Origin of the sequence: Micromonospora sp. CA-248089 (genome assembly GCF_050948515.1) — a bacterium.
Taxonomy (GTDB): Bacteria; Actinomycetota; Actinomycetes; order Mycobacteriales; family Micromonosporaceae; genus Micromonospora.
In genome coordinates this window covers 6150237-6163250 of the sequence record NZ_CP192016.1, presented here as the reverse complement: position 1 = coordinate 6163250, position 13014 = coordinate 6150237, and the positions used below count along the sequence as shown (strand labels likewise).

Here is a 13014-nt window from a genome sequence, read left to right as displayed (position 1 = left end):
CCGCTCGATATGGAGATGCCTCGATGACAAGCGGGCTCGCCCGGGTCACCATCAGCGCGCCCAGGCGGCGGGTCGACGTGGCCCTGCCGGAGCAGGTGCCCCTGGCCGAACTGCTGCCCGAGGTGCTCCGGCACGCCGGTGAGGGACTGGCCGACGACGGGGAACGGCACGGCGGGTGGGTGCTGCGCCGCACCGACGGCGCGGTGCTGGCCACCGCCCAGGCGCTGCTGCCGCAGGGCGTCCGTGACGGCGAGGTGCTGCACCTGGTGCCGGCCCGCGCGCAGTGGCCCGAGTTGGAGTACGACGACGTGGTCGAGGCGATCGTGGACGGCGCCCGGCGACGAGGTGCCGCCTGGTCCGGCCAGGCCACCCGGGCCGCCGCGCTCGCCGGCGCCGCCGTACCCCTGGCCGTCGGGCTGGTCGCCGTGGTCGCGGCCGGGCCGGGCGCGCGCGGCTGGCCGGTCGCCGCGGCGGTCGCCCTGATCCTGGTGCTCGCCGCCACCGCGGCGTCCCGGGCGTACGGGGACGGCCCGGTCGGCGCCACCCTCGGCGGGTACGCGCTGCCCTGGGCCACGGTGGCCGGTGCGCTGGCTGTCGCCTCCGGCGATCCGGTCGGCCCGATCCCCGGCCTGCGCTGGGTGGGTGCCCCCGAACTCCTGGTCGGCTCGGTGGCGCTGCTGCTGGTGGCGGTGCTCGGCCTGCTCGGCGTGGCCAGCCGGTCCCGCGTCTTCGTGGCCGGGGTGACCGTCGGCGTGGCAGGCGTGGCGGCAGCGCTCGGCGGGCTGGTGCTCGACCCGGACGGCACCGCCGCCGTCCTGCTCGCCGTGCTGGTGTTCGCACTCGGCGGGCTGCCGCTGCTGGCCATCCGGGTCGGCAAGCTGCCACTGCCGCCGCTCACCCTGCCCAGCCCGGCGGGCACCCGGGACCTGCCGGACCGGGGCCGGGTCCACGCGGCGGTGGCCCACGCCGAGGAGGTGCTCACCGGGATGCTGCTCGGCCACGCGGTGCTCGCCGTCGGCGCGGTCGCCGTGCTCGTCTGTATCGGCCGGACCGCCGGGCTGCTGCTCGCCGCCGTCGCCGGCGGGGTGCTGCTGCTGCGCTCCCGGCTGTTCGTGGCGGTACGGCACCGGGTGCCGGCGATCGTCGCCGGGCTGGTCGCGTTCGCCCTGCTCGGCGTGGTGCTGGCCGAGCGCGCCGGTCCGGTTGCCCGGCTCGCGTTGACAGTCGGCGGGCTGGCCCTGGCCCTGACGGCTGTCACCGCCGGGGCCACGTACGCCCGGCGGCCGGTCTCCCCGTACCTCGGCCGGCTCGCCGACCTGACCGACACCGCGCTGGTGGTCGCGGTCGTGCCGGTGGCCTGCGCGGTCCTCGACCTCTACGACCGGGCCCGCGACCTGCTGGCCTGAACACGCGGAGGCCCGGGTCGCGAAGCGCGACCCGGGCCCCCGGCAGGTGTCAGCGTCAGTGCAGCGTCTCGCCGCGCTCCTCGGCCTCCTTGGCACGCCGGTACGAGGCGGCGATCTCCGCCTCGGCCTCGACCCGGCCGACCCAGGTCGCGCCCTCGACCGACTTGCCCGGCTCCAGGTCCTTGTAGACCTCGAAGAAGTGCTGGATCTCCAGCCGGTCGAACTCGCCCAGGTGGTGGATGTCGCGCAGGTGCTCCTGACGCGGGTCCTCGTAGGGCACGCAGAGGACCTTGTCGTCGCCGCCCTTCTCGTCGGTCATCCGGAACATGCCGATGGTGCGGCAGCGGATCAGGCAGCCCGGGAACGTCGGCTCGGGCACCAGCACCAGCGCGTCCAGCGGGTCGCCGTCCTCACCCAGGGTGCCCTCGATGAACCCGTAGTCGGCCGGGTACTGCGTGGAGGTGAAGAGGGTGCGGTCCAGCCGGATGCGGCCGGTCGCGTGGTCTACCTCGTACTTGTTGCGGTGACCCTTGGGGATCTCAACCGTGACGTCGAAATCCATCTTCCACGCTCCCTCGTTTGCCCACGCTGGCTAACGGAAACCAGCGGCTCACCCCCGGCGCGGGGTGAACGCCCCCCGTCGGCTCCGGCCGCCGCATAGTGTTCGGACCGAAGTAGTGTCGCCCAAGGCGATTTCGAGCGGGGAGGAGGGGGCCGTGGGGAGGGAAGATTCACACTACCGCCCCGACAGGGTTGACGGGCGCGGGTCCGCGGGTTCCGGTTCCGGCGGGGCCACCGGACGGGTGTCCGTCCCGGGGGCGAACGTGCCTCATCGTCCCTCTCCGGCCACCGGGTCCGCCCGCGTCGGCCCGCCGCACCACGGCTCCGCCGCACCGCACCACGGCTCCGGTCCGGCGAGCGGCTCGGCCCGCCCGCCGCACGACCTGACGGCTCCGATCCCGGTCAGCCCGCCGGTGCCACCGGCCGGCGCCGCGCCGCCCGTACCCTCCGGGCCGCCCCGGGCCGGCCGCGACGCGGCCGACGGCTGGTCGCCGCGCTCGCCTGCGTGCTCGTGCTGGCCCTGGCGGTGGCCGGGCTCGCCGTGCTGCGTCCCGGCCCGGTCGCCGGGTGGCTGGGCGACGACGACGGCACGGGTACGGCGGTCGCCGCGCCGCCCGAGCCCTCCCCGCAGGCCGTGCTGGCCGGGCCGGACGGCAACGCCCCGCTACCCACCGAGGCCGGCATCCGCGCCGCCCTGGACCCGCTGGTCCGCGCTGCCGCGCTCGGCGACCGGGTGCACGTGTCGGTGGCCGACGTGAGCACCGGCCAGGCGCTCTACGGCAGCGGCCAGGACACCCCCACCGTGCCCGCCTCGGTGACGAAGCTGGCGACCGGCGTGGCGGTGCTCGCCGCCCGGGGCCCGGCCCACCGGATCCCGACCCGGGCGGTGGCCGGAGCGAACCCGGGCGAGGTGGTCCTGGTCGGCGGCGGTGACCCCACGCTCGCCGTGGACAAGAACGGCTTCTACCCCGGCGCGGCCCGGCTGGACGACCTCGCCGCGCAGGTGCGCGACGCGCTCGGCGGCACCGCCCCGACCAAGGTGATCGTCGACTCGTCCCTGTTCAGCGGCCCCGTCTTCGAGCCCGGCTGGGACTCCGACATCCCCACCGGCGGCTTCGGCGCGGCGATCACCGCGCTGATGACCGACGGCGCCCGCAAGGACGCGGCGGAGGCGCGGCGCACCGCCGAGGAGACGAACCACGCCGCCGAGCGGGTGCCGCAGCCCGACCTGACCGCCGGCCGGCAGTTCGCCAAGCTGCTCGGCCTGACCGGCGGCGCCGCCCAGGTCAGCCGGGGCACCGCGCCGGCCGCGTCCGGCGCCACGGGTACGGCCCCCGGCGCCGAGCTGGGGAAGGTCGAGTCCCTGCCGATGATCCGGCTGGTCGACATCATGATCAGCGACAGCGACAACGTGATCGCCGAGGCGATGGCCCGCCAGGTGGCGCTCGCCAAGGGCAAGCCCGGCTCGTTCGCCGGCGGCGCGGCGGCCACCGACCAGGTCCTCGGCGAGCTGGGCCTGCCGGCCGGTGAGATCAGCCTGGCCGACGGCAGCGGGCTGTCCCGCACCAACCGGATCAGCCCTTCGCTGCTCACCGACCTGATCACGCTCGCCGGCAACGGCAGCCACCCCGAACTCGCGGCGATCTTCGGCGGCCTGCCGGTCGGCGGCTGGTCCGGCACGCTCGACGAGCGCTACCGGGCGGCGGCGACCCGCGCCGGAGCGGGCGTCGTCCGGGCCAAGACCGGCACGCTGAGCGGCGTCAACGCGATCGCCGGCACGGTGACCACCGCCGACGGCCGGCTGCTCACGTTCGCCGTGCTCACCGACCGGACGCAGGGCTCACTGGACGACACCCGGGCGGCGCTGGACCGGATCAGCTCCGCGCTGGCCGGGTGCGGCTGCCGCTGACCGACGGGCGTCGATCGGCCGGCGCGAGCCCGGGTAGGGGTGTTCCGGCGCGGGTACGGTGGGTTCATGGCGCAGTTCGTGGACTGGGATCTGGCCGCCGCGACAGCGGGGGCGCTGAGCAAGTCGGGCCCTCGGGTGTCGTACGCCGAGGCCACCGACGTGGTCGGCGACCTGCGCCGGCTGACCGACGAGGCGGCGGGTCACGTCGCCGACTACACCGGCCTGAGTGCGCAGGTCGCCCACCCGCCGGTACGCGTGGTCGACCGCCGGGACTGGGCGGCGGCGAACATTGCCGGGCTGCGTGAGGTGGTCTCCCCGCTGGTCGAGCGGCTCTCCGGCGACAAGCGGCCCGGCGCGCTCACCGAGGCGATCGGCTCGCGGGTCACCGGTGTGCAGGCCGGCACCGTGCTGGCCTACCTCTCCGGCCGCGTGCTCGGCCAGTACGAGGTCTTCGCCGGCGACCCCGGCCAGCTGCTGCTGGTGGCGCCGAACATCCTCGAGGTCGAGCGGAAGCTCGGAGCCGACTCGCGCGACTTCCGGCTCTGGGTGTGCCTGCACGAGGTCACCCACCGCACCCAGTTCACCGCCGTGCCGTGGATGCGCGCGTACTTCCTCGGCGAGGTGCAGGCGTTCGTGGACGCCTCCCAGGGTGGCGAGCACCTGCTGGAGCGGCTCCGCCGCGGCGTCGCCACGCTCTCCGACGCGGTCAAGGACCCGGAGAGCCGGGCCAGCGTGCTGGACATCGTGCAGACCCCGGCCCAGCGCGCCGTGCTGGACCGGCTGACCGCGCTCATGACGCTGCTCGAGGGCCACGCCGAGTTCGTGATGGACGGCGTCGGCCCGCAGGTCATCCCCAGCGTCGAGTCGATCCGGGCGGCGTTCAACCGCCGCCGGGAGTCCGGCAACCCGCTGGAGAAGGCCATCCGCCGGCTGCTCGGCATCGAGGTCAAGATGCGCCAGTACGCCGAGGGCCGCAAGTTCGTGCACGGCGTGGTCGACCGGGTGGGGATGGCGGGCTTCAACAAGATCTTCTCGTCTCCGCTGACGCTGCCCCGCCTGGACGAGCTGGGCGACCCGGACGCCTGGGTGTCCCGCGTACACGGGCCCGCCGGTGCCACCCCGCCCGTCGGCTGATCCGCACGGCTCGGTCGGCCCGGCTGGTTCGGTCGGCCCGGCCGGTTTCGGTGGCTCGGCTGATTCCGGCGCTCGCCCGCCGTCGCCCGCTCCCGCTGTCGCCGCCGTGCGGCTCGCCGTCCGCCGGATGCTGACCGGCCTGCCCGGCGGCGGCCCGGTGCTGGTGGCCTGCTCCGGCGGTGCCGACTCGCTCGCGCTCGCCGCCGCCACCGCGTTCGTGGCCCCCCGGATCGGGCGCCCGGCCGGCCTGGTGACCGTCGACCACGGCCTGCAACACGGGTCCGCCGACCGGGCCGAGGCGGTCGCCGGCTGGGCCCGTGCCGAAGGGCTCGACCCGGTCGAGGTGCTTCCGGTACGGGTCAACGGCCGGCCCGGCGGACCCGAGGCGGCCGCCCGCGAGGCCCGGTACGAGGCGCTGATCGCGGCCGCCCACCGGTACGACGCAGCCGGGGTGCTCCTCGGGCACACGCGCGACGACCAGGCCGAGACCGTCCTGCTGGCGCTGGCCCGAGGTGCCGGACCGCGTGGGCTGTCCGGAATGCCGGAGCGGCGCGACGTCGACGGGGTGCCGCTGCTGCGTCCGCTGCTCGACGTCCCACGCGCCGGCACCCGGGCCGCCTGCGCCGCGCTCGGGCTCGACCCGTGGGCGGACCCGCACAACGCCGATCCGGCGTACGCCCGCGCCCGGGTCCGGGTCGACGCGCTGCCCGCACTCGTCGAGGCGCTGGGGCCGGGGGTGGTGGCCAACCTCGCGCGTACCGCCGGACTGCTCGCCGCCGACAACGCCGCGCTCGACGCGCTCGCCGACGCCGCGCTCGCCGACGTCCGCACCGCTGACGGCGCTCTCTGCGTCGCCGGGCTCGCCGGGTTGCCGGCCGCCGTGCGTACCCGGGTGTTGCACGCCTGGGCCCGCGAGCTGGGCGCCGCGCCGGCCGCGCTGTCCCACAGTCATGTGGCAGCGCTGGACGCCCTGGTCACAGCCTGGCACGGACAGGGCCCGGTGCATCTACCCGGCGGCCACCAGGTACGCCGCCAGGCCGGCCGCCTCCGGCCCTGACCCGGCGCCAACCGCCCCCGGCCCTCGCCCGGTGATCAAGGACTTTCGGTCACGTTCCGGCCCTCCCCAGCCCTCAAACTCCTTGATCACCGCCGTGAGGGCGTCAGGTGGTCTGGCGGTCTCGGAAAGTGGTGCGGTAGGCCAGGGGGGTGGTGCCGACCCGGCGGGTGAAGTGGTGCCGCAGCGCCGCCGCGTCGCCGAAGCCGGCCTGCTCGGCGACGCCCTCCACGCTCAGCGTGGTGTCCTCCAGCAGCTGCCGGGCCAGCAGCACCCGCTGGTTGGTCAGCCAGTCGTGCGGGGTGGTGCCGGTCTCGGCGCGGAACCGGCGCGCGAACGTCCGCGGGGCCATCCCGGCGCGCGCGGCAAGCTCGTCCACTGTCAGCGGCCGGCGCAGATGCCCCATCAGCCACTCCAGCACCGGTTCCAGGGTGGCTGCCTCGGGCGCCTTGGGGATCGGCGCCTCGACGTACTGCGACTGACCGCCGTCGCGGTGCGGCGGAACCACCATCCGGCGGGCCAGCCGGGTCGCCACCGCGGAGCCGTGCTCCTGGCGTACCAGATGCAGGCAGGCGTCGATGCCGGCGGCGGTCCCGGCGCTGGTGAGCAGCCGGTCGTCCTGTACGTAGAGCGAGTCGCACTGGACCCGGGCGGCCGGGAAGCGCCGCTGCAGTTCGTCGGTGTACCGCCAGTGGGTGGTGCAGTCCCGCCCGTCGAGGACGCCCGCCTCGCCGAGGACGAACGCGCCGGCGCAGACGCTGAGCAGCCAGGCGCCCCGGTCGGCGGCGCGGCGCAGGGCGGCGAGCACCGGTTCGGGTACCGGGGTGCCGTCGGCGTGCGCGGGTACCGCCACCAGGTCGGCGTCCTCGACCGGGCCGAGGTCGGCGGTGGGGGTGAGCAGGAACCCGGACCGGCTGCGGACCGCGCTGCCGTCGGCGGTGCACACGTCGAACCGGTATTCGGGGAAGCCGTCGGCGGTGCGGTCGGTGCCGAAGACCTCGGCGAGCACGCCGAGTTCGAACGCGGCGACCTCGTCCATGGCGATGACGGCGACCGTACGGAGCATGTGACGAGGGTAACCCGACAGGTGGCAGTAAATCGATGCCCGATGACTTTCCTGCCACTGTCCGCATCGGTCGGTGGCCCGCAGAATCAATGGTGTCCGGTGCGCACCGGCGGCGAAAACAGTCTCGACCACGCGAAAGTGAGCGCCGCCATGACCGTTCTGCTGCTCCTGCTCTTCCTGCTCCTCCTCGTCGGTGCCAGCGCCTTCGGGCTCACCGCCGACACCCGCGACTCGGCCGACTGGAAGCCGAGTGACGACGGGCAGCGCTGGCGCTCCCGTACCTGCTGAGGTGATTTATTCAGTTCGCGCCGAAAATCCCCGGCGGGACCGCGCCAAAAGGGGCGGCCCCGCCGACGGCGGCGTGGGGGCGTACGGCAGGCTAGGAGCATGGCTGACGGCTCCTGGTACGACGCCGACATCGACCACGTGATCATCTCGGAGGCGCAGATCCGCGACAAGACCGCGGAGCTGGCCAAGCAGGTCTCGGCGGACTACGCCCACGTCGAGGACGGCCTGCTGCTCGTGTGTGTGCTCAAGGGAGCGGTCATGTTCATGGCCGACTTCGCCCGCGCGCTGGGCCGCCAGGGCCCGCCCGCCGAGCTGGAGTTCATGGCCGTCTCGTCCTACGGCCAGGGCACCACCTCGTCCGGCGTGGTCCGCATCCTCAAGGATCTGGACCGGGACATCGCCGGCCGCCACGTGGTGGTCGTCGAGGACATCGTCGACTCCGGCCTGACGCTGTCCTGGCTGCTGCGCTACCTCGAGTCGCGCTCCGCGGCGAGCGTCGAGGTGGTGGCGCTGTTCCGCAAGCCGGACGCGGTCAAGGTGCAGGTCCCGGTCAAGTACGTCGGGTTCGACATCCCGACCGAGTTCGTCGTGGGCTACGGGCTCGACTTCGGCGAGCGGTACCGCGAGGTGCCCTACGTCGGGGTGCTCAAGCCCGAGGTGTACGCGCGGGCCTGACGTTGCCGAGCCCTTCGTCAGCTGACGTTCAGCGGGCTCTCAGTCTTCCGGTCTACGGTAGGGACCGGTGACGTGGAGGCACCCTCCACGCCCGGCCCCTCGAACCGCGTGACCGTGCGGTGTGGGCGGGCCGGGTGGGAGCTCCCCGCCACGCCGGCTCAAACCCGGGTTCGCCCTACGCGTAAGTGCCGGGCTCGCAAGCTCACGCATCGCGCGCGCCGAGGTTCCGAATGTGCGCGACTGCGGGGCTCGCAAGCTCACTCCTCGCGCGCACGGTGTACCGTCGAATGACCGTGGTGCGGCAGTTTGCGTGCCCCGGGGGTCGGGCCGGCCCGCACGGCGGCCCCGGCCGCCGCTCAAGGCGGCGACACCATTCAGACGGTCAGGACGTCGATCAGGAGGATGCGGGCGCCTCGGCGCCCGACTACAGCATGGAACGTACGCGTTTCTTCCGCCGACCGGTGGTCTGGATCATCCTGGTCATCCTCGGCGCCGTTGTGCTCAGTCAACTGTTCACCGCTGGTCCCAGCTACCACCGGGTGGACACGTCCGTCGCGCTCGACCAGCTCAACAAGGGTGGCATCGAGAAGGTCGTCTTCCAGGACAAGGAGCAGACGCTCCAGCTCGACCTGAAGGACAAGGCCAAGTTCGACGGCGACACCACCACTGACAAGATCGAGGCGCAGTTCCCGTACGAGGTCGGCGGCCAGGTCTGGAACCAGGTACGCGAGGCCGAGGCGGCGGACCGCATCACCGGCCCGGTCGACACCAAGGTGTCGTCGGACAGCATCTGGGTCAGCCTGCTGGTCAACCTGCTTCCCATCGCGCTGCTCGTGCTCCTGCTGCTGTTCTTCATGTCGCAGATGCAGGGCGGCGGCTCCCGGGTGCTCAACTTCGGCAAGTCCAAGGCGAAGATGATCACCAAGGACACGCCGAAGACCACCTTCGCGGACGTCGCGGGTGCCGAAGAGGCCGTCGAGGAACTGCACGAGATCAAGGACTTCCTGCAGAACCCGGCGAAGTACCAGGCCCTGGGCGCCAAGATCCCGAAGGGCGTGCTGCTGTTCGGCCCGCCCGGTACCGGTAAGACGCTGCTGGCCCGCGCGGTCGCCGGCGAGGCCGGGGTGCCCTTCTACTCCATCTCCGGCTCCGACTTCGTCGAGATGTTCGTCGGTGTCGGCGCGAGCCGCGTCCGCGACCTGTTCGAGCAGGCCAAGTCGAACGCCCCGGCGATCGTCTTCGTCGACGAGATCGACGCCGTCGGCCGCCACCGCGGCGCCGGCATGGGCGGCGGTCACGACGAGCGGGAGCAGACGCTCAACCAGCTGCTGGTCGAGATGGACGGCTTCGACACCAAGGGCGGCGTCATCCTGATCGCCGCCACCAACCGGCCGGACATCCTCGACCCGGCGCTGCTGCGCCCGGGCCGGTTCGACAGGCAGATCCCGGTCGACGCCCCCGACATGGAGGGCCGCAAGGCCATCCTGCGGGTGCACGCCAAGGGCAAGCCGTTCACGCCCGACGTCGACCTCGACGCGGTCGCCCGGCGTACCCCGGGCTTCAGCGGCGCCGACCTGGCCAACGTGATCAACGAGGCCGCGCTGCTCACCGCCCGTAAGGAGCAGCGGGCGATCACCAACGACTCCCTGGAGGAGTCGATCGACCGGGTGATCGCCGGCCCGCAGCGCCGGACCCGGGTGATGAGCGACCAGGAGAAGAAGATCACCGCGTACCACGAGGGTGGGCACGCGCTGGTCGCCTGGGCGCTGCCGCACGCCGCGCCGGTGCACAAGGTGACCATCCTGTCCCGGGGCCGCTCGCTGGGTCACACGCTCGTCCTCCCGACGGAGGACAAGTACACCCAGACGCGGGCCGAGATGATCGACACCCTGGCGTACGCGCTGGGTGGCCGGGCGGCCGAGGAACTGGTCTTCCACGAGCCGACCACCGGCGCCGGCAACGACATCGAGAAGGCCACCCAGCTGGCCCGCGCGATGATCACGCAGTACGGCATGAGCTCCAAGCTCGGTGCGATCAAGTACGGCACCAGCGGCGACGAGCCGTTCCTCGGCCGCAACATGGGCCACGAGCGGGACTACTCCGACGCGGTGGCGGCCGAGATCGACGGCGAGATGCGCGCGCTGATCGAGCTGGCCCACGACGAGGCCTGGGAGATCCTGGTGGAATACCGGGACGTCCTGGACACCATGGTCCTGGAGCTGATGGAGAAGGAAACCCTCTCCACCGCCGACATGGCTCGCATCTGCGCCCGGGTGGTCAAGCGCCCGCCGATGGCCCCGTACCACGGCTTCGGCAAGCGTCAGCCCTCCACCGAGCCGCCGGTGCTCACCCCGGCCGAGAAGGAAGCGCTGGCCGCACAGGCCCGCGCCGACGCCGCCGCCTCCATCGGTGGTTCCAGCAACAACTCGGACGGTACGCACTGAACAGCGATCCGACGACGGCCGGCTCCCCGCACAGGGAGTCGGCCGTCTCCGCGACCGAGCCCGACGGGGACGACGCGCTCGACTACGTGGCCGCGCGTCTGATCAGCGGCAAGCTCACCGGGGGCCCGGTGGAGGACACGGTCGACCTCGCCCGGATCGAGAAGGCGGTCCGCGAGATCCTCATCGCGGTCGGCGAGGACCCGGACCGTGACGGCCTCCAGCAGACGCCGGCCCGGGTGGCCCGCGCGTACGCCGAACTCTTCGCCGGCCTGCGGGTCGACCCGGCGCAGGTGCTCCGCACCACGTTCGAGGCCAACCACGAGGAACTGGTGCTCGTGCGGGACATCGACGTGATGAGCCTCTGCGAGCATCACCTGCTGCCGTTCCGGGGCAGCGCGCACATCGGCTACATCCCCGGCCCGGACGGCCGGATCACCGGCCTGTCGAAGCTGGCCCGGCTGGTCGAGGTGTTCGCCCGCCGGCCGCAGGTGCAGGAGCGGCTCACCTCGCAGATCGCCGACCTGCTGATGTCCAGCCTCGCCCCGCGCGGCGTGATCGTCGTGCTGGAGTGCGAGCACATGTGCATGGCGATGCGCGGCATCCAGAAGTCCGGCGCGAAGACCATCACGTCCGCCGTGCGCGGCGGCCTCCAGAACGACGCCAAGTCGCGGGCCGAGGCGATGGCACTGATCATGGCCCGCTGATTCCCTATCGGGGATCGGCTGTCAAGGTGGTGGCCGGCTTGACCTTGTAGGTCGGCTGGTTGGACGATCGTTGGCGGGGAAGGTCGCCTCGTTTGTCGGCGCTTTGCGCGTCTGACCTGACATGTCCCGCGAGGACTCGTTGAGGGGCCTTCCCCGCCTTCGTGTCGGTGGTTTTGGTGCTGCGCCGGCGGGCGCGGACGCTGGCGGGGACGGTCCACTGTTCGGTGATGAGCTGTTTCGCCTGCTGTGGGGTGACCGGGGTGCCGTCGAGGTCGCAGATCACGTAAGGCATGCGGCGGCGCATCACGGCCCAGAGCCGTTCGGCGAGCCGGGCCGCGACGACGCAGCTGGCCTTGAGGTGCTCGGCGCCGCGTTCGACCATCTGCTGGTGGTAGACCCGCGCGAGCTGGGGATCCTGCTTGCGGGCCCAGTCCGCGGCCCGGATCAGGGTGGCCCTGGCGAGCCGGGAGCCGGCCTTGGACATCGGCTGGCCCTTGCGGTTGGTGTCACCGGTCTCCGACGCCCGCGGCGCGAGTCCGAGGTAGGACTTGAAGTGCGCCGCCGTCGGGAACCGGGCGGCGTCACCGATCACCGCGGTCATTGCCGGTCCGCCGACCTCGGCCAGGCCGGGCAGGCTGCGGGCCAGCTGCATCGGGTCCACCCACCGGTAACAGGATTCCCGCTCGGCCGCGTGCGAGGCCAGTTCGGCGTCGATGGCGCGTAGCAGCCGCACCTCGGTCGCGATCTCCGCGGCCAGGTCGCTGAACGCGACCGCCGGATGCTCACCGTAGAGGTCGACCGCGGCCCGGGCGGCGACCAGCCACAACTCGGCCCGCGCCTGACCCTGGTGGTTGTTCGACGCTTTGACAATCAGCGCGGTCAGCCGGGCCCGCCCGAGCCGTAGCAGCGCACGCGGGTCGGCGTAGCGTTCCAGCACCGCCAGATCGGCCTTGCCCAGATCACCGGTCAGCGGGGTGCACGGCCTCACCTGCCGGACCAGGTCCTTGATCCGCACCTTGTGCTCGGACGCGGCCATCGTCAGCCGATCACACGCCCGCACCCGCCGGTCCAGTGCCGCCGCGGCCGCATCCGGCAGTTCCAGGGGCCGCAACCCGTCCGGATCGATCAACGGCAGCCGGGCCAGGGTGTCCGCGTCGATGCCGTTGGACTTCGCATGCCGCGACAGGAATCGACGCAGATCCGCGGCCTTCGCACTCGACACCCGGAACACCAGATGCCCGCGGGCGGTAAAGAACACCGCGATCGGCAACCACGCTGGCCCGGTCGGCTCCATCACCACCTCCAACCGAGTCCCGGCCTCGGCGCCTGCCAGCGCCGCCGTCTCAATCGCGGTCAGACTCTGCAGCGTCGGCTCGCACCGCCGCCTGCACACCTCCTGCCCGGCCTCGTCACGCACCCGCACCGTGTGCGCCGACGCGATCCCCAGATCGATACCGACCAACCTGCGCTGCACTTGCCGCCTCCCGCGCACCGACCAACCACCTACTCCGGCGATCCGCGCGGGAACACCGCACAACAGCCACGGTCCCAAGGAGGCAGAGCAATCCGACGACGGCTCCCACTCATGTGCTGCAACCGGGCCCGACCTCAACAGGGCCGACCCACTTCCCTCATCCGGGGCATCCGTGGCCAGACCAGCGGTGGCAATCAGCGGTACGAGGCTCTCCCTCAGACCCCAACTCGACGCCACCCACCGGACCAACCGGGATGCTCATGCAATCCCAGGACCCCCGCGCTGATCAAGCACCGGAG

General features: G+C 73.0%; 11 protein-coding genes. 8 read left to right on the top strand and 3 right to left on the bottom strand.

Annotated elements, in window-relative coordinates; genetic code table 11:
* Positions 1-23 precede the first annotated feature (23 nt).
* Positions 24-1406, top strand: a complete 1383-nt coding sequence (eccD, locus tag ACQP26_RS28910; RefSeq protein WP_433494485.1) for a type VII secretion integral membrane protein EccD — start codon at positions 24-26, stop codon at positions 1404-1406.
* A gap of 55 nt (positions 1407-1461) precedes the next feature.
* Here eccD and ACQP26_RS28905 read toward each other — a convergent pair whose 3' ends face one another.
* Positions 1462-1968 carry an inorganic diphosphatase gene (locus ACQP26_RS28905; RefSeq protein WP_013288994.1) on the bottom strand — a complete coding sequence of 169 codons (507 nt, stop codon included), beginning with the start codon at positions 1966-1968 and terminating at the stop codon, positions 1462-1464.
* A 504-nt stretch (positions 1969-2472) separates the two neighbouring features.
* Here ACQP26_RS28905 and dacB point away from each other — a divergent pair.
* The 3 genes from dacB to tilS all read left to right on the top strand — a co-directional run bounded on the left by dacB (position 2473) and on the right by tilS (position 6067).
* The gene (gene dacB, locus ACQP26_RS28900) at positions 2473-3876 is read left to right on the top strand and encodes a D-alanyl-D-alanine carboxypeptidase/D-alanyl-D-alanine endopeptidase (RefSeq protein ID WP_433494484.1); all 1404 of its coding nucleotides are present in this window, start codon (positions 2473-2475) and stop codon (positions 3874-3876) included.
* A gap of 66 nt (positions 3877-3942) precedes the next feature.
* Positions 3943-5010: a zinc-dependent metalloprotease gene (locus tag ACQP26_RS28895; RefSeq protein ID WP_433494483.1), complete on the top strand. Its 1068-nt coding sequence runs from the start codon at positions 3943-3945 to the stop codon at positions 5008-5010.
* A 127-nt stretch (positions 5011-5137) separates the two neighbouring features.
* Positions 5138-6067, top strand: a complete 930-nt coding sequence (tilS, locus tag ACQP26_RS28890) for a tRNA lysidine(34) synthetase TilS (RefSeq protein ID WP_433496221.1) — start codon at positions 5138-5140, stop codon at positions 6065-6067.
* Positions 6068-6170: 103 nt separating this feature from the next.
* On the opposite strand, the gene ACQP26_RS28885 is transcribed toward tilS, so the two are convergent.
* Positions 6171-7130 carry a GlxA family transcriptional regulator gene (locus ACQP26_RS28885; protein ID WP_433494482.1) on the bottom strand — a complete coding sequence of 320 codons (960 nt, stop codon included), beginning with the start codon at positions 7128-7130 and terminating at the stop codon, positions 6171-6173.
* A gap of 150 nt (positions 7131-7280) precedes the next feature.
* On the opposite strand from ACQP26_RS28885, the gene ACQP26_RS28880 reads away from it, so the two are divergent.
* From ACQP26_RS28880 to folE, 4 genes are all read left to right on the top strand, one after another.
* Positions 7281-7418, top strand: a complete 138-nt coding sequence (locus ACQP26_RS28880) for a hypothetical protein (RefSeq protein ID WP_281579563.1) — start codon at positions 7281-7283, stop codon at positions 7416-7418.
* 99 nt (positions 7419-7517) lie between these two features.
* On the top strand, positions 7518-8093 hold the full coding sequence (hpt, locus tag ACQP26_RS28875) for a hypoxanthine phosphoribosyltransferase (protein WP_013288988.1): 576 nt from the start codon (positions 7518-7520) through the stop codon (positions 8091-8093).
* 431 nt (positions 8094-8524) lie between these two features.
* Positions 8525-10537: an ATP-dependent zinc metalloprotease FtsH gene (ftsH, locus tag ACQP26_RS28870; protein WP_269703640.1), complete on the top strand. Its 2013-nt coding sequence runs from the start codon at positions 8525-8527 to the stop codon at positions 10535-10537.
* An 86-nt stretch (positions 10538-10623) separates the two neighbouring features.
* Positions 10624-11241 carry a GTP cyclohydrolase I FolE gene (gene folE, locus ACQP26_RS28865; RefSeq protein ID WP_121683718.1) on the top strand — a complete coding sequence of 206 codons (618 nt, stop codon included), beginning with the start codon at positions 10624-10626 and terminating at the stop codon, positions 11239-11241.
* 4 nt (positions 11242-11245) lie between these two features.
* On the opposite strand, the gene ACQP26_RS28860 is transcribed toward folE, so the two are convergent.
* Positions 11246-12964, bottom strand: coding sequence for an IS110 family transposase (locus ACQP26_RS28860; protein WP_433494481.1), 1719 nt, complete (start codon positions 12962-12964; stop codon positions 11246-11248).
* Positions 12965-13014 lie beyond the last annotated feature (50 nt).